This window comes from Halomonas tibetensis (assembly GCF_042643535.1).
In the GTDB taxonomy this organism is placed as follows: Bacteria; Pseudomonadota; Gammaproteobacteria; order Pseudomonadales; family Halomonadaceae; genus Halomonas; species Halomonas tibetensis.
In genome coordinates this window covers 431,430-453,301 of record NZ_JBHRSQ010000007.1, presented here as the reverse complement: position 1 = coordinate 453,301, position 21,872 = coordinate 431,430, and the positions used below count along the sequence as shown (strand labels likewise).

Sequence of the window (21,872 nt, the reverse complement as noted above, 5' to 3'; positions counted from 1 at the left end):
CGATCAATCAGCCGAGACGGTCATGACCGTTATCGAGGAAGGGATAGTCGGTGTAGCCCTTCTCATCGCCGCCGTAGAAGGTGCTGTGGTCGGGCTCGGTGAGCGCCGCCCCCACGCGGAAGCGCTCGGGCAGGTCGGGATTGGCGATGAAGGGGCGACCGAAGGCCACGGCGTCGGCGGTATTGTCGGCCAGGCGCTGAGTGGCGAGCTCAGCGTCGTAGTTGCCGCAGTAGATCAAGCCGCCCCTGAAGCGCTGGCGCATCTGCTCGCGAAAGCCCTCGGGGAAGGTGATGTCGCCCCCCGCCCAGTTGGGCTCGTTGAAGTGGAGGTAGGCCAGGCCGCGGCGATTGAGCTCACTGGCCAGGTAGTAGGCCATCTCCTCGGGCTCATCGTCGGTCAGGCCGAAAAGCTCGATAAAGGGCGTCAGGCGGATGCCGACACGGGCGGGGCCGAACACGTCGGCGACCACGTCGACCACTTCCAGCGGGCAGCGCGCGCGGTTCTCGATGGAGCCGCCGTACTGGTCGGTGCGCTGGTTGGTGCCGGTGGCGAGGAACTGGTTGAGCAGATAGGCGTTGGCCGCGTGCACCTCGACCATGTCGAAGCCGGCCCGCTTGGCGCGCTCGGCGGCCTGGCGATAGTCATCGACGATGCCGGGGATCTCATCGGTTTCCAGCGCCCGCGGCGTGCTGGTGGGGTGCGGCCCGGCGGTGCCGTCGTCGAACTCGACGAAGCACTCGGCGCCCTCGCCCTTGAGGGCTCTTGGCGCCACGGGCTGTTCGCCGTTGGGCTGCACCATTTCATGGGAGACGCGCCCCACGTGCCATAGCTGCAGCGCGATGCGCCCGCCCTTGGCGTGAACGGCCTCGACGACCTCCTTCCATCCCGCTTCCTGGGCGTCGGTCCAGATGCCCGGCGTATACACGTAGCCCCGCGCCGTGGGGGAGATGTTCGTCGCCTCGCTGATGATCAGCCCGGCACTGGCACGCTGCCCGTAGTAGGCCTGCTGCAGCTTGCCGGGAATGCTGTCCGGCGTGCGCGAGCGAGTCAGCGGCGCCATGATCACGCGATTGGGCAGGCTCAGGCTGCCGAGCTGTAACGGGGTCAAGAGCTCTGGTGTAAAGAGAGATGTATCAGGCATCAAGACGCCTCCTGGTGAAGAATGAATGTTAGCTACTGAATATCAACTGTCCACATAATAAGCCTGTTAACTACCTGTGTCAGGAATAGTGGTGCATTGATCGAATAGCCTGAGCCTATCCCCATTTGAAGCAGGCTCGATGGACGGACGGCTTCGGGGTCGCGCTCTTCCTTCGGCAGGCCCGGCGAGCGTGATAGGATTTTCTTCACATTCCACAAGGAGCGCGCCATGACCGCTGCCGAGATGCTCGACCGCCTGGTGGGCTTCCCCACCGTCTCCCGGGATTCCAATCTGGACCTGATTGCCTTCGTAGAGGGGTTCCTTGACGAGCACGGGGTGACGCACTGGCGGGTGGAGAGCGACGACGGGCGCAAGGCCAACCTGCTGGCGCGCATCGGTCCCGATGTGGCCGGCGGCGTGGTGCTCTCCGGCCATACCGACGTGGTGCCGGTGGACGGCCAGCCCTGGTCCACCGACCCCTTCAGCCTGGTCGACAAGGGGGATGGGCGCTTCTACGGCCGCGGCACCTGCGATATGAAGGGTTTCATCGCCTGCGCCCTGGCCAAGGTGCCGCGCTGGGTGAGGCTTAACCTGGAAAAGCCCATCTGGCTGGCGCTCTCCTACGATGAGGAAATCGGCTGCATCGGCGCGCCGCGCATGATCGAGACGCTGATGGCCGATCACCCGCTTCCTGCGGCGGTGATCGTCGGCGAACCGACGCTCATGCACCCGGTGGTGGCCCACAAGGGCGCCACCAACCTGCGCACCACCGTCACGGGCCGGGCCTCGCATTCCAGCCAGGTCAACCAAGGGGTCTCGGCGATTCACGTGGCGGCGAGGCTGGTCACCTATATCGAGGAGGTCATGACAGAGCTCCAGGCCGAGGGGCGCGTGGACGAGGCCTTCAACGTGGTGCATTCGAGCCTGCACGTGGGCAAGATTCAGGGCGGCACGGCGATCAACATCATGGCCCGGGAGTGCACCTTCGAGTGGGAGATCCGCCATCTGCCGTCGGATCGCTTCGAGGAACTGGTGGGCCGGGTCAACGCCCGGGCCGCCGAGCTCGAGGCCGAGATGCACCGGCGTGCGCCGGAAGCCTCCATCGTCACCGTGGCGCTCAACGAGACGGTGCCGGCCCTGGCCGATGACAACAACGCCGAGGTGCTCACGCTGTGCAACGCCCTGCTTGGCGAGCGCCCCGCCGGCGCAGTGGCCTACGCCACCGAGGCAGGCCAGTTCCAGCGCCAAGGGCTCCCTACGGTGATCTGCGGGCCGGGCAGCATCGGCCAGGCCCATCAGCCCGACGAATACATCGAGGGAGAACAGCTCGACGCCGCTGACCGCTTCATGGCAGCACTGGGCGAACGGCTGTGCCACGACTAGACCCCGTCAAGGAGAGACCCATGCCCCGACTGCTGATCGTCAAGACCGGCGATGCCTTCCCCGACGTGGTGAACGCCCACGGCGATTTCGAAACGCTGTTCCAGCAGGCGCTGGCCCGCGGCGGCTTCAACGCCTCGGTATTCGACGCTCGCCACGAACCCTTGCCCGCCCTCGAAGGCATCGACGGCCTCTATATTACTGGCTCTCACGCCATGGTGAGCGACGCCGAGCCCTGGAGCGAGGCGCTCAAGCCCTGGCTAGTCGATGCCCGCGGGCGCAACCTGCCGATACTCGGCGTCTGCTACGGCCACCAGCTGATGGCTTCGGCCTTCGGCGGGGTCAGCGACTATCATCCGGCCGGGCGCGAATCCGGCACCCATGAGGTTACCCTCACCGAGGCCGGGCGCGCAGACGCCCTCCTCGGTCAGCTCCCCCTGCGCTTCCCGGCCCAGCTGAGCCATGCCCAGTCGGTGCTCGAGGCGCCCCATGATGCGGTGGTACTGGCAAGCAACGCCCATGACGCCAACCAGGCGCTGCGCTACGGCCCGCGTCAGTGGAGCGTGCAGTTCCACCCCGAGTTCACCCCGGAGGTGATGCGCGCCTACCTGGGTCACCAGGTCCCTGCCCTTCGGGATCAGGGCCAGGACACCCAGGCGTTGATAGAGGGCATCACCGCGACGCATGAAGCGAGCTTGCTGCTGACACGCTTCGCCGAGGCGGTGGCCAGGGAGGCCGAGCACGCCTGAGCCGAAGATCGCGTTACCTTTTCTCTTCTTGAACGACAGCGCCCCGCACCGTTTCCGGTGCGGGGCGCTGGGCGTTCAGGCCGGCGGCGAAAGCCGCACGGTGCTTAAACGCAGAGCATCAGCTCTCGTGCATCAGGCGCGCGACGGGCGGCGAACCGGCGCATCGCCATCCTCGCGACGACGGCGCGGGGCACGCTCTTCGGCAGCACCACTGTCCTCGCTGATCTCCAGGGCACGGCCGGCGACACGAGCGCGAGCCATCTTGGTCAGGATGCTGGCCGGCAGTGAGTTGGGCAGCTCCACCACGGAGAAGGAGGTGCGGATATCGATACGGCCGATACGGGCTCCCTCGATGCCGCCTTCATTGGCCAGGGCGCCAACCAACTGGCCGGGCTTGACGCCGTCCTTGTGACCCACGGCCACGCGGTAGCGGGTCATGCCTTCGCTGGGACCGCGCTCACGGGCACCACCACCCTCACGGCGCGCCGGCTTGCCGTCGCGAGAATCGCGGTCATTGCGAGTCTCCTTGCGCGGCGCCTGGATGCGGCCGATGGGTGACTCGTCGGCGCGCGCCAGACGGGCAAAGGAACAGGCCAGCTCGATGGGGTCGTAACCCTCTTCGACCAGGCGGCCGACCAGGGCACGCTGCTCTTCGGCACCGGCGGTCAGCGCGGCGATCACCTTCTGGTGGAAGACCTCGTCGCGATGGGCGCGGATGGCCGCCTCGTCGGGCACCTCCATCTCGCCGAGTTTCTGACCGGTGGCCTGTTCGATCCAGCCCACTTTGCGGCCTTCACGGAAACCTACGAAGGTAATGGCGACACCGGTACGCCCTGCCCGGCCGGTACGACCGATGCGGTGCGTATAGGCCTCAGCGTCCTGGGGCAGGTCATAGTTGATGATGTGGGTCAGACGCGACACATCCAGACCGCGAGCGGCCACGTCGGTGGCGATCAGAATATCCACCTTGCCCCGCTTGAGGCGGGTAACGGTGCGCTCACGCAGGCTCTGGTCCAGGTCACCGGACAGGCTGGCGACACTCAGGCCACGGGCACTGAGCTGTTCCGTCAAGGTGGTGCAGGCCGCACGGGTACGCACAAAGACGATGGCGCCATCAACGGGCTCCACCTCGAGGATACGCGACAACGCTTCCAGCTTGGCACCGCCGTCGACGCGAACCAGGAACTGCTCGATACTCGCCGCAGTGCCCTTCGCCGAGGCAATGGCAACCTTGACCGGATCGACCAGATAGCGGTTGACGATGCGCTCGATCTCGGTCGGCAGGGTCGCGGAGAAGAACACCCGCTGGGCAGTCTTGGGGGTATCAGCCACTACGCGCTTGACGTCGTCGATGAAGCCCATGCGCAGCATCTCGTCAGCTTCGTCGAGCACCAAGGAGGTGAGACCGTCGAGCTTGAGGCTACCGCGGTCCAGGTGATCGATGACCCGGCCCGGGGTGCCTACTACTACCTGGGCACCACGCTTCAGCGCACCCAACTGCTCGCGGTACTCCTGACCGCCGCAAAGGGTAGCAACTTCCAGGCCCTGAAGGTTCTGGCCGTACTTGCTGAAGGAGACGGCCACCTGCTGGGCCAGCTCGCGGGTCGGCGCCAGCACCAGAACCTGGGGCTCGCGGCGAGTCAGCTCGATGCGCGACAGGATCGGCAGGGCGAAGGCAGCGGTCTTGCCGGTGCCGGTCTGGGCCTGGCCCAGCATGTCACGCCCTTCCAGCAGTGCCGGAATGGTCTGAATCTGGATCGGAGAAGGAGTCTCGTAGCCCAGAGTCTTGACGGCAGACAGAACAGCAGGCAACAGAGCGAGGTCGCCGAAGCTCGGCGAAGCGACAGAAGTCGAGGTCATCAATCACACCTTGGTAGGCCGGGATCTCCGGCATAAATTCATTGGCGTCCCTGACGCGGACAATAGCGGTCAGGCGCACTGTTCCCACAGGGGGTGCAGTACGAGACATCGGAGTCGGGGACGCCGGTCGCACCTAGCATCGGGCCCAAGCCATCGGGGATGGCGAACAGGAGCCCTGTGGCGACCATTTGCGCCGATCTCGCCAGTTTGGCGGGATCTCAGTTGGCGCGCCATCTACACAATTCGAACGCTTGGGGCGATCAGCAATGACGCTGGGCCTGGCGTTGCGGCGCCCATCCTGTGATCGGTCGATGACCGGCAGAGATGGCGTCGTACATGATGGTGGGGTCAGCACATGCGAGGAAAGCGCATGCTACCATTGTCTCCTTGTCCTGGCCAACCTTTTCGCCAGTCCAACTCTTCTTCGTGCTCCGGGAGACTCTCCATGCCGACGCTGTGGGTCGACGCCGACGCCTGCCCCAAAGTGGCGCGCGAGATCATCGTACGCGCCGCCGAACGTACCTCGACCAGCGCCTGGTTCGTGGCCAATCATGCAGTACCGCTACCGCGCTCGGCGTGGGTGACGGCGCTGGCGGTAAGCCAGGGCTTCGATGCTGCCGATGACGAGATCGTCGAGCGTATCCAGGCAAACGACCTGCTGATCACGTCCGACCTTCCGCTGGCCATGGCGGCCATCGAGCGCGGGGCGAAGGTGATGACGACACGCGGGGAGGCACTCAACGCGAACAACATCCGCGCTCGGGTCCAGATGAGAGATTTCATGGAGACCATGCGCGCCAGCGGCGAGCACACCGGCGGCCCCAAGGGCTACACCGATGCGGATCGCCGCGAATTCGCCAATGCGCTGGACCGGTGGCTGGCAAAGAACAGCTGAACCATGGCACACCTCCACCCGGGTCAGGATGCACGCCATGTCTGCTTGAGACATACGATAAACAGCATGAAACTGCCCATCGAACAATCGATGGGCAGTTCCGGGGAAGAGTGTTCAGTGAAGGTGATTAATGACTAATCATCCAGGGCCTGGCAGACGGAAACATCTTCTTGCCATCCGCCGTGTAGAACACTTTGGGTTTGTCATGGCTCGTATGCGCACAGCCGCAGCCCTTGCCGTGACGATGCTCATGACGGGCCTGATCTTCGCTGCGATGCTCCGGCGTAGAAAATCTGGGCTCATACTGACTTCGCTCGTTACGATCCATGGCATCTCGAGTCGCTGAGTCCATGGCGCGCAATGCAGGCGACAACAGGATTACCCGGGCCGACAGCGTACCGCACGTTGGGCAGGATTTAGGTTCAGCGCTCTCCGCGAGCGTGGCCAGTTCATGAAATAGCCCATGCTCACTACACTTGTAATCATAAAGAGGCATGGCATCACTCCTTGTCTGGCGATAGAGGCACATCCATGCCGCCCTTGACCTTGACCTCGGGTCCTGAGGCACTGGGGTTAACGTCGAAATCGAATATCCCGGTGGGCAACCAGAGCGTCGCGCAGGCATTGGGTATATCCACTACCCCGCTGATATGGCCCTCGACCGGGGCGCAACCGAGAATGGCATAGGCCTGAGCGGGGGTATAACCGAACTTGGTCAGGTATTCGATGGCATTGAGACATGCCTGACGGTAGGCCACATGTACGTCCAGGTAATGCTGCTTCCCCTGTTCGTCCACGGAAATCCCTTCGAAGATCACATAGTCGTCATAGCGGGGCTTGATCGGACTCGGCTTGAAGATCGGGTTCTTGATACCATATTTCGCCATGCCGTCCTTGATGACATTAACCCGAAGATGAATCCACCCAGCCATTTCGATGGCACCACAAAAGGTGATTTCCCCATCGCCCTGGCTGAAGTGGAGATCGCCCACCGAAAGCCCAGCGCCATCTACGTAGACGGGGAAGTAGACCTTGGAACCACGTGACAGGTCCTTGATGTCGCAATTACCACCATGTTCGCGAGGCGGCACGGTTCGCGCGGCTTCAGCGGCTGCGGTCTTGGCCTGGTCCGCCGGCATGCGACCCATATGGGCAGTGTCGGAGAAAGGCAGAGCAGCCAATGGCGGCACCCGGTCCGGGTCGGTATCAACCAGTGCCTTTTCTCGTTTATTCCAGTCTGCCAGCATTTCCTTGGAAGGCAGAGTGCCGATCAATCCTGGATGGATCAATCCCGCAAACTCCACATTAGGAATATGCCGAGACTTGGTAAACATGCCGTTGAAATCCCAGATGGATTTTTGTGCTTCCGGGAAGTGCTCGGTCAGAAAACCGCCACCATTCTGCTTCGCGAAGAAACCGTTGAAGCCCCATTGACTCTCCTTGAAAGCGCCGATATCCAGAATATCCACTTCAAGAAGATCACCAGGCTTGGCCCCCTCAACACCGATGGGGCCAGACAAGAAATGCACTTGAGTCAGATCGACATCTCTTACATCGTCGGCACTGTCGTCATTCTTTATCTGCCCACCAGTCCAGTCATAGCACTCGACAATAAATTCATCGCCGGGCTTGACGTTAGCCACCATTGGAATATCTGGGTGCCAGCGATTGTGGATCATGTCGTTGTCGTAGCAGGATTTTCCTAAATCAATCTTGATAATGGTATCAGCCATGGCAACCACCCCTCTGATTTCGCTTGATCGATTATTGATGCAGCAGAAACAACGCTCGATTTCACTATCTGACAAGACGTTGGCGCTGACCATACGTCACTTGACGTAAGTGGCCGCGCGGATCACCAATGTATTGTCATGCAGATCGGCATACAGATGCGTGGAATCCACTTCACTTAGCATAGTCTGTGCCAGCGTTGGCAACAGCCGAGCGCGCAAGTCACGCGAGAGGTCGCGTGCGCCAAAGCGGGCGTCGTAATTCTGCCGCAGCCAGCGCGTCGCCGCCGGGCTGAGGCTAAGATGCCGGCCCTGCCTGGCGAGTCGCTCATTCAACTTGCCAAGCTCAAGCTCAAGCAGAGCGTCCAACTGACCATCGCCAATGGGCTGGTAGTGCAGGATGCGGTCAATCCGGTTAATGAATTCCGGCTCGAAGTGCCGATGCAGCGCACTATCCAGCAGTTGCTGCTGACGTTGTGGATTGGGCTTGAAAAAGCGCCGCCAGCCGCGACGGAATCGGCCCTGATAGCGTGCCAGCTCCCCGGAACCCAGGTTACTCGTCATGAAGATCAGGGTATTGCGAAAGTCGATATGTCGATTGCCAGCAGGCAGGGTCAGCCAGCCGCTGTCCAGCACATTCAACAGCGTTCGGATCACCTCCGGGCTGGCCTTTTCCAATTCGTCGAACAGCACCACCCCAGGCGTGCTGAAACTACCGGAAATGCGTTCGGCATCGAACAGGCTGTGACCCTCCTTACTGCCGACATAGCCCGGCGGTGCGCCCACCAGCGCCGAGGCATAGTGCTCTTGTCCCAGCGTGTTCATATCGATACGGCACAGTGCATCGTCACGGCCTTGAATGGCACGCGCCAGCAGGCGCACGGTCTCGGTCTTGCCAACTCCGGTGGGGCCCATTAACAGCACCACGCCGAGCGGACGCTGCTCGGAAGCCAAATCTGCTTTCACCACGTACAGCAGATCACGTAGGGCAGCTAACGCGTCTGGCTGCCCCAAGATGCCCAGCTGCAACTTATCCATGACCTGCTGCGGGTCGAAGGTAAACCGGCTCAGGCCCGGCGCTGCCGATTCTGGCCTAGCCTGGGCGGCCCGCTGGCTCTCCAGACGATCGTTGATGAAAGGCACCACCGTTTATCCCGTGGCCCCCTTCTCCTTGCCTTCTACCGGCAGACTACCCACCGGACACTGAGCCACCCCGATGCTGGAGCGCGTAATGCTTTCCACCTGCTCGCGGGCCTTCTCGGCATCCAGGACCCATGTACGGTAGAAATCGAACGGGCAGTTGGCGATTCCCTTGTCGCCGTCACCCGAGTCGTGAACGCCGGTATAGCCGCGATGCAACAGCTTGAATAGATGGTTCTGAGACTGATCATTGGCGCGAGCATCTCGAATCTGACTGAGTGAGAGCTGCGCGTACTGAACGCCCATATCCTCCTCGCCACACTCGCCCAGGGTACGACCATCGAAGCCGATGATGGCCGAGTGTCCGAAGTAGCTGTAGACGCCGTCGAAGCCGCTGGCGTTAGCCACTGCCACATAGCAGTTGTTGGCCCAGGCCATACTCTTGGCCATCAATACTTGTTGATCCTTTGCGGGGTACATATAGCCCTGGCAGCGCACCACCAACTCGGCGCCCTTCATGGCACAATCACGCCAGATCTCGGGATAGTTGCCGTCATCGCAGATAATCAGGCTGATCTTCATCCCCTTGGGTCCTTCGCTGACAAAGGTCTGGCCGCCGGGATACCAGCCCTCAATGGGGCACCAGGGAATAATCTTGCGATATTTCTGGACGATCTTGCCCTCATTGTTGATCAGAACGAGGGTGTTGTAGGGATGTTTCTTGGGATGATCTTCATGACGTTCTCCCGTCAGAGAGAACACACCCCAGGTATTGGCCTCGCGGCAGGCGCGGGAAAATATAGCCGTCTCATCACCGGGAATGACCGCAGCCGTTTCTATCATCTCATCATGGTCATACATGATGCCATGGGTGCTGTACTCGGGGAAAACCACTAGATCCATGCCCGGCAGCCCCTGTTTCATGCCAACCACCATATCGGCAATTTTCCGGGCATTTTCCAGCACTTCGGCGCGAGTGTGCAGACGAGGCATCTTGTAGTTCACCACCGCTACACCGACGGTATCGGCACTGCTGGAAATATCACCATGTCGCATTGCACGAGCCTCCTGAACTGACGATCGGGAACACCGCCTAGCCGAATCAGATAAGCACCGGCGCTGCGAGACACGGCAGGCGAGACGGTGTTTCGGTCGTATACTTCAGCGGTGATTTGCGTCGTAACAGTTTGGAGTCGGCATGCTTTACCGCCAATACGTTAATTGACGTATCAGTTCATGGCGTTCAATCCGATTACCGCCGCCGAGGTGCGATTTTCGACACCCAGCTTCAGAAATACCTGCTCCAGGTGCTTGTTCACGGTCCGTGGACTCATGTCGAGGATCAGGGCAATATCCCGATTGGACTTGCCGTTGGCAATCCAGTAGAGAACTTCCGCCTGACGCTGAGTCAGCCCCAATCGCTCACCCAGCAACTGCTCGGGCAGCACGTCCCGCTTGCGTGACAGGTTCAGCAGATACTCATCTTCGGCCAGTTGGCCGATCAGAGAAGCCTCGACCCGCGCCTCGGCGCCGGGCACCGACACGGCCGGGGCGCCCATGGTTAGCAGGCAACGGGCCAGCCACTCGGACAACGGCAGCGACTCGCCATCAACCACCAAGCCATCTTGACTGAGGATCTCCTCCAGCAGACGACTGGCCTGGGGCGTGCTCCAGAGAATGGCTCCCGCCGCATTCACCGCCAGCATATGACGTCCGCTGGCATCCAACGCAGCCCGCGCGCTGCTCGTACGACGCGCATTGGTCAGATGCACCCGCATCCTCGCCAGTAACTCATCGGGCGCCACCGGCTTGGTGATGTAGTCCACGCCACCCACTTCCATTCCGCGAACAATGTGTTCAGTCTCGCTCAGGCCGGTCATGAAAATCACCGGCAGGTCGTGGCGCTGTTTCAGCAACCGGCAGGTCTCGAAGCCGTCCAGTCCGGGCATCATGGCATCCATCAACACGATGTCTGGCGTCACCTCGTCCAGCATCCCCAGCGCACTGCGACCGTCCAGAGCCACCAGCACGGTCACCCCTGCACTGGCCAGAGCATCGGTAATCAGGCTCAGGCTCTCCGGGGAGTCGTCCACTACCAGCACGGTGTCCCTCTGTGCCGGTTCTGTGATATCACGCATCGTCCTCCTCCTGGCGTTCTGTCCTCAGCTGCCGAATAAGGCTCAGCAGGTTGGCAAACTGGAACTGCTGCGCCAGCAATCGGGCATGTTCAACGAAGGGGGCCGCCTCGGGCGCCTCCTGCTGAATGCGAGTCAACTGCGCTCGCACTCCCGCCACGTGACCGATGCGCGCCAACCTTTCCAATGCGCTCAGCAGTGCTTCCTGGGGTAAGACCATGGGGCGAGTCAGTTGAGCAGCCAGCTGAGACTCCGCCGGATTGTCGACTGGTTCATCATGCACCCAGTCAAGCCTTAACAGACGCCCTATCTTATCCAGCAGTTGCGCCAGATCCACCGGTTTGGTCAGGTAGTCGCTCCACGGCCCCTCGCCGCGACTGAAGCGCTGTAGCCCGGAGGCATCTGCCGACACCATGACGATAGCGCCCCGCTGACCCGCGGCCCGCAAGCGTTCGGCCAATTCCCAACCGCTCATTCCCGGCATGGTAATGTCAAGCAGGAAAAGGTCTGGCGGGCGTTGCTGCGCCTGCGCCAGGCACTCCTTACCGTCGGGGGCGGTCTCCACCGCGAACCCAAGATCACCCAGAAATTCGGCCAGCAGGTCCCGATGCGGCGTCTCATCGTCAGCGACGAGGACACGAGAACGCGGCCCCTGATAACCGATGATGCGGCGAGGCGGCGCATTCGGCCGCAACAGCTTGGGCACCGCCGAAAGCATCAGCCGCACTCGGAATTCGCTACCGACGCCAAGCCGGCTTTCAGCCTCAATGTTGCCGCCCATGATCTCGGCCAGCAGCTTGGTAATCGTCAGCCCGATGCCCATGCCGGGCCGCGACTCACCCTGGCTCGGCGCCACTCGCTCGAATGGCTTGAAGATGCAGTCCAGCTGCGACGCCGGTATCCCCAGGCCGGTATCCCGCACCTGAAATGTCGCCACCTGGCCGCCGTAATCGACGCTAAAGCGAATCTGTCCCTCATCGGTAAATTTCACCGCATTGGAGAGCAAGTTGATCAACACCTGCCGCAGCCGGCGCTCGTCGGTATAGACGGCGCTTGGCAGGCGCTCGGCGCAGTCAAATACCAGGGCCAGGCCCTTCTCCTCCGCCTGACGCCGGAAGATCTGCACCAGCTGGTCAAGCAGCTCACGGATGTTGACCTCCTCACGATGGAGTTCCAGCCTTCCCGCCTCGATGCGTGAGATATCCAGCACGCCGTCGATCAGCCCCGACAGGTGCTCGGCGCTGCGTCTCAGTACCTGAACCGAGTTGCGGCGTGGCTCTGAGAGTTCGGTGTCGCGTTCAAGCAGCTGCGCATAGCCCAACACCGTGTTCAGCGGCGTGCGCAGCTCATGGCTCATTCCCACCATGTAGCGGCTCTTGGCCATGTTCGCCGCTTCGGCTACCTCCTTGGCCTTCTGCAACTCCCGATCGGTCCGCTCATGGGCCTCAATTTCCTCCATCAGCAAGCTATTCTGGTAGCGCGATTCGCGTTCCGCTGCGACCCGGCTCTCGTGAGCCAGGACGATCAGCCAGGCGACTACGCCGGCAATCAGAAACAGGATGAAGAAGGTCTGCCATAACGTCGCTGCCACCACCTCGGCGTGCACCCGGTCATCCAGGGTCGCTTGCACATAGATAACCGACAACGACGAGCCCATCACCAGCACCATCACCAGCATCAGAAACAGGTACTTGCCAAACCGCGAATGCAAGCGGTGCACCACCTTGGTGGGGAAAAGGAAGTTCAATACCGCCCATATCTGCAAGGAGAGCCGTGCCCCGGGCTTGCAGAGGTCGTTGCAGCGCGCATCCAGGGAGCAGCACAGCGAACAGATGGGCCCGCCGTAAGCCGGACACTCCGCCATGTCCTCGGGCTCGAAGCCGTGCTCACAGACCAAACAGCGGATGATCTTATTGGCCTCCCAGTCGGCCTTGGGCGTGCGCGCGATGTAATAGCGGCTGCCGGTCGTCAGAGCGATCAGCGGTGCCGTGAAAAACGGCAGCGCCAGGGCAAGAAAGGGAGCCAAAGCCTGGGCGGTCTCGCCGAACAGGCCGATGAACGCCGTCACCCCCAGCAGCAGCGAGAGCAGCATGGACACCACACCCACCGGATTGACGTCGTGAAGGTGAGCCCGCTTGAACTCGATATGCGACGGACTGAGGCCCAGGGGCTTGTTGACCAGCAGGTCGGCCACCAGGGTCCCTACCCAGGCCACGGCCACCAGGCAATACAAACTGAGGATCTGTTCCAGCGCCTTGTAGATGCCGATCTGCATCAGCAACAGCGCAATGGCGACATTAAATACCAGCCAGACCACTCGCCCCGGATGACTGCGGGTCAGGCGCGAGAAGAAGTTCGACCAGGCGATAGAGCCGGCATACGCATTGGTGACGTTAATTTTCATCTGCGACAGGATGACGAATAGACCGGTCAGCAGCATGGCCAGTTCGGCATTGGGGGTCACATACTGAAAGGCGGCCAGATACATTTCGGTGGGCTCAGAGGCCTGCTCTGTGGTGCCTCCAAGGCTGAGGACGAAATAGGCCAGAAACGACCCCAGAAGCATCTTCAGCGCGCCGGGAATGATCCACCCTGGCCCTGCCGTCAGCAGCGCCAGCCACCAGCCCACCCGTCCTTTGTGTGTGGTGCCCGGCAGGAAGCGCAAATAGTCCACCTGTTCACCGATCTGGGCCACCAGCGCGAATATCACCGCTGATGCTGCACCAAAAAGCAGCAGATCAAAGCCGTCGTTCGCCTGCGGATGCGTCCCGGCAAAACCCATCCAGCCCTCCAGGTCGATCAGTCCATGCACCCCCATGGCGAGAAATGGCAGCAGGTGAAGGCCCAGCCAGATGGGCTGAGTCAGCGACTGGAACCGACTGATCAGCGTAATGCCGTGGGTCACCAGGGGGATCACCGCCACCGCGCTCAGGGTATATCCCGCCCATAGCGGCAGGCCGAACCACATCTCCAGCAGCAGGGCCAGGATCGCCGCCTCGATGGCAAAGAAAATGAAAGTGAACGAGGCATAGATCAAGGAAGTGATCGTGGAACCGATGTAGCCAAAGCCGGCGCCACGCGTCAGCAGGTCGATATCCAGGCCGGAGCGAGCGGCATGGTAGGCAATCGGCAGGCCGGTCAGGAAGATCAGAGCAGACACCACGAAGATGGCCATGACCGCGTTCTGAAATCCGTAAAGGATGGTGATCACACCACCAATTGCCTCCAGAGCGAGAAACGACACGGCCCCAAGAGCGGTGTTCGCCACCTGGAAACAAGAGAATCGCCGGGCACGATGGGCGGTAAAGCGCAGCGCGAAGTCCTCCAGCGTCTGGTTCGCCACCCACTGATTGTAGATACGCCGAACTCTCGGCACGCGCTGGACTCTCGACCGACCCTCGTCCAATCCGACCTCATCACCTGGTGAGGGTGCTGCATGGGGGGGTGTTGTCATCAAACGGAGGCTCCAGAGAAGACTGTAGCGGGCGCTACGATCAGCGCCGCAACACGATTACCCCAACATGGAGCAAAAAACGTGCCTGGATAATGAAAACCCATCGTGTGGACGGCACTTTCCTGCATGCCTGAAGACTCTGCCCGCGTCCTCCCCCCCGGGGCCATACGTTAATCGACGTATTGTTCTGCAACGCAGCACAGGCCGAAGCTTTAGGCTCCGGAGCTGCTTTCGGACAATGTCTACTCGCAACCGGCTGTTTCCATGCAGCCAAGGAGTCTGGGATGTCTCGTTGTTCAACAGAGCGTGACCCACTACTGAAACGTCTGCGACGCACCGTCATCGGCGGCATGATCGCCGCACCCGTGGCGCTCTCGCTTAGCCTGGGAACCACTGCACATGCCAACCCGCAGTGGCCCACGGCAGAGGTAAATACCACCGGCCTGGCCGTCACGGATGACACGGTTCAGGTCGGTATTCTGCACTCGCTGTCTGGCACCATGGCGATCAGTGAGACCGGGTCCGTGGAAGCGGAAACCCTCGCCATTGAGCAGATCAATGCCATGGGTGGCGTGCTGGGACGTCAGATTGAAATCATTCAGGAAGACGGGGCCAGTGACTGGCCCACCTTCGCCGACCGCTCCCGCAAGCTGCTCCGCCAGGACAATGTCGCGGCCATCTTCGGTGCCTGGACATCGGCATCGCGCAAGGCAATCCTGCCGGTCTTTGAACGCGAAAATGGCATGCTGTTCTATCCGACCTTCTACGAAGGCCTCGAACAGTCTCCCAACGTGGTCTACACCGGGCAGGAGGCAACTCAGCAGATCTTGGCCGGCATCGACTGGGCCTGGAACGAGAAGGGCGCCCGCTCCTTCTATCTGATCGGTTCCGACTACATCTGGCCGCGCACCTCGATGAAGATCGCGCGCATCCACATCGAAGATGTGCTGGGTGGCACCGTGGTTGGTGAGGACTACTACGCGCTTGGCCACACCTCCTTCGGTTCCGCCATCAACCGCATTCGTCTGCGTCGGCCGGACATGATCTTTCATGCCGTTGTCGGTGGTTCCAACGTGGCATGGCATCGTCAGCTTAACGCTGCCGGCATCAACGGTGACAACCAGGACGTACTCGCCATCTCGGTGACCGAAGACGAAGTGCTGGGTATCGGCGGAGAGAATGTCGCGGGGTTCTACTCGGCGATGAAGTATTTCCAGAGTCTCGACAACGAGAACAATCAAGCCTTCGTGCAGGCCTTCAAAGAGCGTTGGGGTGAGGACAGCGTGATCGGTGATGTCACCCAGGCGGCCTATCTCGGCCCGTGGATCTGGAAAGAGGCCGTGGAGCGTGCTGGCAGCTTCGATATCGACAAGATTCGTGAGCACCTGCCCGATATCGAACTGGACACTGCGCCTGAAGGCTATGTGAAGGTGCACCCCAACCATCATCTCTGGAGCTATACACGCATCGGCAAGTGGAACGGCGACGGGCAGGCCGACGTGGTGTGGGAATCCCCCGAGATGATCGAGCCTAACCCCTTCCCGGAGGGCTATCAGTAAGGCCCAGCGATACCGAGGTGGCGCGGCCTGGCGCCGCCTCGGTGTTGCCTCGTTCTCCTCCCAACGCGCCTTCTATCGGAACCCCGGGTTCCATGCCCCACGGAGACTCACGCAATGAGTGACTTCACAACTCAGGAGCTGATGGCGATTTTTGCCATGCAAGGCTTCGCCGGCCTGAGCTTCTTCAGTGTCCTTCTGCTGATGGCACTGGGCCTGGCGATCATCTACGGGCAGATGGGTGTGATCAACATGGCTCACGGTGAGTTCATGGTGATCGGTGCCTATGCCACCTACCTATTTTCCACCTTCGTGGCAGTCCAGATGCCGTGGATGATGGACTATTACCTGATTCTGGCCATTCCACTCGCTTTCCTGGCGGCTTTCATCGTCGGCTGGATCGTCGAACTCGTGCTGATACGACACCTCTATCACCGCCCGCTGGATACGCTGCTGGCAACCTGGGGGCTGGCATTGATCATGCAGCAGGCCTTTCGCTCCGGCTTCGGGGCTCGGGAGGTCAGCGTGCGCCTGCCCGATTGGCTGCAGGGCTCATACCGTCCCACGCTGATGATCGATATTCCGATCAACGGCCTGGCGATCATGGGGCTTACCCTATTCGTAACGGCAGGAGTCGCCTGGCTGCTGTTTCGCTCGCGCTGGGGGTTGCGTGTCCGCTGCACCACCGCCAACCGCGAAATGGCTGGCGCCGTGGGCATCAACACGCGCGGCGTCGACCGTCTGACCTTTGCCCTCGGCTGCGGTATCGCTGGCATCGCCGGGGCAGCCTTCACCACGATTTCCTCCACCGGGCCCACCAGCGGCTCGCTCTACATCGTCGACACCTTCCTGGTGGTGGTCTTCGGGGGTGCTGGCAGCCTGCTTGGCACCGTCGCGTCGGCCTTCACCATCGCTCAGGGGCAATCAATCCTCGATTTCTTCATCGGTGGCTCCATGGGCAAGGTCATCACCCTGCTGATCGTCGTCGCCATTCTCATGATTCGCCCGCAAGGGCTATTCGCCAGCAAGGTGCGCCGCTAGGCGGGCCGGGATGGGAGTAATCCGACCATGAACGCTAATCTTGACTTTCTTGGCGGCAGGAGTGGACTGGTCAGCCTGCTCGTTCTAGCCGCCGTGATCCTGGTGATCTTCCCGGTGAGTATGGGGGTGGATCAGCTGACACTGACCGGTCGTTTTCTGAGCTTCGGCTTCGTCGCCATCGGCCTGGTGATTTGCTGGGGCTATGGCGGCATCTTGAGCCTCGGCCAAGGCATTTTCTTCGGCATCGGTGGCTACTGCATGGCCATGTTCCTGAAGCTTGAGGCTTCGACGCCAGAAGCCACAGCCATCCAGACCACACCCGGCATCCCAGACTTTATGGACTGGAACCGGATCACCGAGCTGCCATGGTTCTGGGTGCCCTTCAACAGCCTTACCTTTACGCTGGTCGCCATCCTTCTCTTGCCAGCGGCCTTCGCCTACCTGATCGGCATCGCCATGTTCAAGCGCCGGGTCAGCGGCGTCTACTTCGCCATCATTACCCAGGCCCTGGTGGTGATTCTGACTATCCTGCTGGTGGCGCAGCAGGGTTATACCGGCGGCGCCAACGGCATTACCGATCTTCGCACGCTCAAGGGATGGAGCATCAATACCGATGAGGCCCTGGTAACACTGTATTTCATCACCGCCATCCTGCTGCTGCTGGTCATCATGCTGGGCAAGTGGCTGCTGCACACCAAGTTCGGGCGCATCCTGATCGCCATGCGTGACCGCGAGGACCGGGTGCGCTTCTCCGGCTACGATGTGGCCAACTTCAAGGCCTTCGCGTTCTGCATTGCCAGCATCTTCTCGGCTATCGGCGGCGCCATGTTCACTCTCCAGGAGGGCTTCATGTCGCCCTCGCTGATCGGGATCATCCCTTCCATTGAGTTCGTTATCTTCGCGGCGGTGGGGGGACGGTTGTCGCTGATCGGCGCGGTATACGGGGCACTCGCCGTTGGCTTCGCTCGAATTGCCTTTGCCGAAGCCTATCCCGAACTCTGGCTGTTCCTGATGGGCACGGTATTCATCGTTGTCGTGCTCTTCCTGCCCTACGGGCTCGCGGGGCTGTACGAAAAATATGCAGTAAAGGTACGCGACCTGCTTCCCCGACAGGCCGCTGGCGCAACGCCATCAACGAAATCCTCGGAGGTGCGTTCATGAGCAGCAATACGGATTTTCTGCTGTCAGTCGAGGACTTGACGGTTTCCTTCGATGGCTTCAAAGCGATCGACGGCCTCAACTTCTACGTGGATGAGAAAGAGCTGCGAGTGGTAATCGGACCCAACGGGGCCGGCAAGACCACGCTGCTGGACCTGATCTGTGGGAAGACGAAGCCCACCGACGGGTCAATCAAGTTTCGCGGCAGGGAACTGACCAAGCTTCCGGAGCACCGCATCGTCTGGGAAGGAGTAGGACGCAAGTTCCAGACGCCGTCGATCTACGACAGCCTGACGGTTCGCGAAAATCTGGAGGTCTCATACCCTCGGGGTCGCGGAGTTTGGGGGGCATTGGCGTTCAAGCGCGACCAAGCGCTCAACGATAAGATACTCGAGATCGCCGGCGTGGTGCTTCTCGACGACGCCCTGGACACGGAAGCAGGCCTGCTGAGCCACGGCCAGAAACAGTGGCTGGAGATTGGCATGCTGCTGATGCAGGACCCCGCACTCCTGATGCTTGACGAGCCGATCGCCGGGATGAGCGCCCGGGAGCGAGAACTCACGGCCGAACTACTCAACCGCCTCGCCGGCAAGCATTCCATCATCGTCATTGAACACGACATGAACTTCGTCAAGCAGATTGGCCGCAAGGTCACTGTGCTGCACCAGGGCGCCATTCTCGCCGAAGGCGACATGGAGACAGTGCAGGCGGATCAACGCGTGATCGACGTGTATCTGGGCCATTGAATCCGTTCTCCACCGACAAAACAGACAGTAAGGAGCGAGCGATGCTGGAAGTCTCGGGTCTCAAGGTCAGTTACGGGCAGAGCGAGGTGATCCATGACGTCGCCTTCACCGCCCACAAGAATGAAACGCTGGCAATCATGGGTCGCAACGGGATGGGCAAGACAACCGTCTTCAAGACCCTGATCGGCATTCTTAAGCACAATGCCGGCAACATCGTGCTCGACGGCCAGGAACTTACGGGCCTCCCCTCCCACGCGCGGGTTGCGGCCGGTCTGGCCTATGTACCTCAAGGGCGGATGATCTTTTCCCACCTCACGGTGCTGGAGAACATCCAGGCAGGACTGGAAACGGCCACGCAGCGGAGTCGTGTGCCGGATGAGATCTTCTCGATGTTCCCGGTACTGCAAGAGATGCGCCACCGCAAGGGCGGCAATCTCTCCGGCGGGCAACAGCAGCAGCTTGCCATAGCAAGAGCACTGGTTTCCGAACCCAAGGTGTTGTTGCTCGATGAGCCCACCGAAGGGATTCAGCCCTCCATCATCAAGGAAATCGCACATACCCTGAACGAAATTCAGCAGATGCGAGACATCACCATCGTCGTCTCGGAGCAGATCCTGAGTTTTACTCTGGATGTTGCCGACCGCTTGATGGTGATAGAGTCCGGCAATATGGTGCACGATGTGGCCAGGGAGGGCTGCGATGCAGAAAAGATCACCGCCTTCCTGTCGGTCTAACGACCGATTTCAAGCGGCAATATCCTGAATCCTGATTAAGAAGCGGTTTGAACCCCATGAGGAATCAGCGCTTCTGCAATCTCCCGCGTTAGCCCTTCTCTCGAATGCCCTTGCCCGGCAGCCGCTCACGATCGTGGGGGCGTTCGAGGCCCAGCACAGGGCCGTAAGGCACGATTCGAGTGGGGTTGATGTTATCGTGGCTATAGTAGTAGTGGCGCTTGATATGGTCGAAGTTCACCGTTTCCTTGATGCCTGGCCATTGGTAAAGCTCACGCACGTAGTTCGAAAGGTTCGGGTAGTCCTCGATGCGCCTGAGGTTGCACTTGAAGTGGCCGTGGTAGACGGCGTCGAAGCGAATCAGGGTGCTGAAAAGACGGATGTCAGCTTCGGTGAACCACTCACCGGCAAGATAGCGATGCTTTGCGAGGCGCGCTTCCATGCGATCAAGTGAATCGAACAGCGCCACCACGTGCTTCTCGTAGACCTCTTGCTCGGTGGCGAAACCGGACTTGTAAACGCCGTTGTTGATGTGGTCGTAAACGTCCTCGTTGACCGCATCGATGGTCTCTCGCAGGTCCTCGGGGTAGAAGTCCAGCCGGTTCCCGGTCAGCTCATCGAAGGCACCGTTGCACATGCGCAGCAGTTCGGCCGACTCGTTGTTGACGATGCGTGCCCCCTGCTTGTCCCACAGGGCAGGTACCGTCACACGTCCGGTGTAGTGAGAATCGGTGAGGGTATAGAGCTGATGGTGATAGTCGACGCCGTTGATCGGGTCGCCGCTCGCCCCCTCGTCCACGTCATAGGTCCAACCCTGGTCGAGCATTAGCGGACTGACATGGGACAGGCCGATGAGGTCCTCCAACCCCTTGAGCTTGCGCATGATCATGACACGGTGTGCCCAGGGGCATGCGAGCGAAACGTAAAAGTGATAGCGCCCGGGCTCAGCGGGCAGGCCCGGCTGGCCATCAGGCCCCTTGCCACCGTCCCGAGTGACCCAGTCGCGCAACTGCGCGGACTCACGCACGAACTCGCCGCCGTGCTTATCGGTGTCATACCATTGGTCATGCCACTTGCCATCGATCAACAGGCCCATAGAAACTCTCCTTTACTGTCAGCGTTGTACTTGACCAACGTTGTACTTGACCAACGTCGTACTTGGCGATTTGAGTGGCTGACTATTCTAGTACGAAATCATCGATAGTTAAGCGCATAAACTGGGCCTATTCTTTCGACAAAATCGAACAATCACCGGATATATTATCGCTTACCTTCCTGATCAGCGTCTCGGCCATGGCGCGAGTAGCGGGACCTGCACGATCGCGATCGCGGTAAATAAGCTGCACGGGGATCTCCCGTAAGCCACCAGCGGAAAGCGCCAGCGGCTTGAGCCGACCGGCTGCGAGCGCGTCCTGAATACGCGTTTCGGGCAGCCAGGCAAACCCCAGGCTGCGCTCCACCATGTCGATAGACGTTTCCAGGTGGCTCACGGTCCAGCGCTGCTCGGCCTTGAGCCAGCCGGCATCCATGGATTGCCGTAGCGCCGAATCGCGTACCACCAGTTGGCGATATTGCACGAGATCGCGCAGGTCGAGGCTGCGTTCGAGCCGATGCAGGGCGTGCTCTGGGTGGGCCACCGCCACGAAACGCACCGTGACCAGCGGCTCGCCCAGAAAGCCCTGGGGCGAAAGACCAGAGATCACCAGATCGGCACTACCGTCGTAGAGCATCTCGATGCCGCCGTTGAGCACCGTCTCGTGAAGCTGTACCCGCACGTAAGGGTAGGTATCGGAGAACTCGTCCAGGGCGCGGGCCAGGGCGTCGGAGGGAAAGACCTGATCCACGGCCAGTACCACCTCTGCCTCCAGCCCTTCCGAGAGCCGGCCAGCCACATCCTCCAGGGCGGCGGCGCTCTCGATTAGCTGCCGCGCACGGCGCAGCAGAAGCTCGCCGGCTTCGGTCAGGCGCACCTGGCGGCCGACGGGCTCCAGCATCTGGACGCCAAGCAACTCTTCGAGCTTATGCACCGCATGGTTGAGCGTGGAGGGACTCTTGTGGATCGCTTCGGCGGCGCGGGCAAAGCCGCCGTGATCGACCACCGCCGCCAGCATTTGCCATTGGGCCAGGGTGACACGCGACATTTCGATATCCTCGAA

The 21,872-nt window shown here is 61.0% G+C and carries 18 protein-coding genes; 8 read left to right on the top strand and 10 right to left on the bottom strand.

What is annotated here, in order from left to right; translation table 11 throughout:
* Positions 1-7 precede the first annotated feature (7 nt).
* A complete protein-coding gene (locus tag ACFODV_RS04950) occupies positions 8-1,141 on the bottom strand; it encodes an alkene reductase (RefSeq protein ID WP_379755511.1) in 1,134 nt (377 codons plus the stop codon).
* Positions 1,142-1,369: 228 nt separating this feature from the next.
* Here ACFODV_RS04950 and argE point away from each other — a divergent pair, with 228 nt between their 5' ends.
* Together argE and ACFODV_RS04940 are read left to right on the top strand one after the other, a co-directional pair.
* A complete protein-coding gene (gene argE, locus ACFODV_RS04945) occupies positions 1,370-2,524 on the top strand; it encodes an acetylornithine deacetylase (protein WP_379755508.1) in 1,155 nt (384 codons plus the stop codon).
* Positions 2,525-2,544: 20 nt separating this feature from the next.
* A complete protein-coding gene (locus ACFODV_RS04940; protein WP_379755505.1) occupies positions 2,545-3,270 on the top strand; it encodes a glutamine amidotransferase in 726 nt (241 codons plus the stop codon).
* 132 nt (positions 3,271-3,402) lie between these two features.
* On the opposite strand, the gene ACFODV_RS04935 is transcribed toward ACFODV_RS04940, so the two are convergent.
* Entirely contained in the window at positions 3,403-5,130 is a 1,728-nt protein-coding gene (locus ACFODV_RS04935; protein WP_379755501.1) for a DEAD/DEAH box helicase, read from the bottom strand.
* Positions 5,131-5,575: 445 nt separating this feature from the next.
* Between ACFODV_RS04935 and ACFODV_RS04930 the strand changes: the two genes are divergently transcribed.
* Entirely contained in the window at positions 5,576-6,025 is a 450-nt protein-coding gene (locus ACFODV_RS04930; RefSeq protein WP_379755498.1) for a YaiI/YqxD family protein, read from the top strand.
* A gap of 127 nt (positions 6,026-6,152) precedes the next feature.
* Here the strand turns inward: ACFODV_RS04930 and ACFODV_RS04925 are convergent, their stop codons facing one another.
* The 6 genes from ACFODV_RS04925 to ACFODV_RS04900 form a co-directional block, all read right to left on the bottom strand.
* A complete protein-coding gene (locus ACFODV_RS04925; RefSeq protein WP_379755495.1) occupies positions 6,153-6,521 on the bottom strand; it encodes a zinc ribbon domain-containing protein in 369 nt (122 codons plus the stop codon).
* A 4-nt stretch (positions 6,522-6,525) separates the two neighbouring features.
* Positions 6,526-7,758, bottom strand: coding sequence for a formamidase (gene fmdA, locus ACFODV_RS04920; RefSeq protein WP_379755492.1), 1,233 nt, complete (start codon positions 7,756-7,758; stop codon positions 6,526-6,528).
* A gap of 96 nt (positions 7,759-7,854) precedes the next feature.
* The gene (locus ACFODV_RS04915) at positions 7,855-8,898 is read right to left on the bottom strand and encodes an AAA family ATPase (protein WP_379755489.1); all 1,044 of its coding nucleotides are present in this window, start codon (positions 8,896-8,898) and stop codon (positions 7,855-7,857) included.
* 6 nt (positions 8,899-8,904) lie between these two features.
* Positions 8,905-9,951 (bottom strand): aliphatic amidase, encoded by a 1,047-nt coding sequence (locus ACFODV_RS04910; RefSeq protein WP_379755486.1) that lies wholly within the window; start codon positions 9,949-9,951, stop codon positions 8,905-8,907.
* 173 nt (positions 9,952-10,124) lie between these two features.
* Entirely contained in the window at positions 10,125-11,033 is a 909-nt protein-coding gene (locus ACFODV_RS04905; RefSeq protein WP_379755483.1) for a response regulator, read from the bottom strand.
* The gene (locus ACFODV_RS04900; protein WP_379755480.1) at positions 11,026-14,406 is read right to left on the bottom strand and encodes a hybrid sensor histidine kinase/response regulator; all 3,381 of its coding nucleotides are present in this window, start codon (positions 14,404-14,406) and stop codon (positions 11,026-11,028) included. The genes ACFODV_RS04905 and ACFODV_RS04900 overlap by 8 nt, the downstream gene beginning before the upstream one ends.
* A 362-nt stretch (positions 14,407-14,768) precedes the next feature.
* Between ACFODV_RS04900 and urtA the strand changes: the two genes are divergently transcribed.
* The 5 genes from urtA (at position 14,769) to urtE (ending at position 19,719) form a co-directional block, all read left to right on the top strand.
* A complete protein-coding gene (gene urtA / locus ACFODV_RS04895; protein WP_379755477.1) occupies positions 14,769-16,043 on the top strand; it encodes an urea ABC transporter substrate-binding protein in 1,275 nt (424 codons plus the stop codon).
* Between the two features lie 114 nt (positions 16,044-16,157).
* The gene (gene urtB / locus ACFODV_RS04890; RefSeq protein WP_379755475.1) at positions 16,158-17,081 is read left to right on the top strand and encodes an urea ABC transporter permease subunit UrtB; all 924 of its coding nucleotides are present in this window, start codon (positions 16,158-16,160) and stop codon (positions 17,079-17,081) included.
* 27 nt (positions 17,082-17,108) lie between these two features.
* On the top strand, positions 17,109-18,242 hold the full coding sequence (gene urtC, locus ACFODV_RS04885; RefSeq protein WP_379755472.1) for an urea ABC transporter permease subunit UrtC: 1,134 nt from the start codon (positions 17,109-17,111) through the stop codon (positions 18,240-18,242).
* On the top strand, positions 18,239-18,985 hold the full coding sequence (gene urtD / locus ACFODV_RS04880) for an urea ABC transporter ATP-binding protein UrtD (RefSeq protein WP_379755469.1): 747 nt from the start codon (positions 18,239-18,241) through the stop codon (positions 18,983-18,985). The genes urtC and urtD overlap by 4 nt, the downstream gene beginning before the upstream one ends.
* Positions 18,986-19,026: 41 nt before the next feature.
* Complete coding sequence (gene urtE, locus ACFODV_RS04875) at positions 19,027-19,719, top strand: urea ABC transporter ATP-binding subunit UrtE (RefSeq protein WP_379755466.1); 693 nt, start codon at positions 19,027-19,029, stop codon at positions 19,717-19,719.
* A gap of 88 nt (positions 19,720-19,807) precedes the next feature.
* Here the strand turns inward: urtE and ACFODV_RS04870 are convergent, their stop codons facing one another.
* Together ACFODV_RS04870 and ACFODV_RS04865 are read right to left on the bottom strand one after the other, a co-directional pair.
* Entirely contained in the window at positions 19,808-20,812 is a 1,005-nt protein-coding gene (locus ACFODV_RS04870; RefSeq protein ID WP_379755463.1) for a glutathione S-transferase family protein, read from the bottom strand.
* A 127-nt stretch (positions 20,813-20,939) separates the two neighbouring features.
* Positions 20,940-21,857 (bottom strand): LysR family transcriptional regulator, encoded by a 918-nt coding sequence (locus tag ACFODV_RS04865; RefSeq protein ID WP_379755460.1) that lies wholly within the window; start codon positions 21,855-21,857, stop codon positions 20,940-20,942.
* Positions 21,858-21,872: the final 15 nt, after the last annotated feature.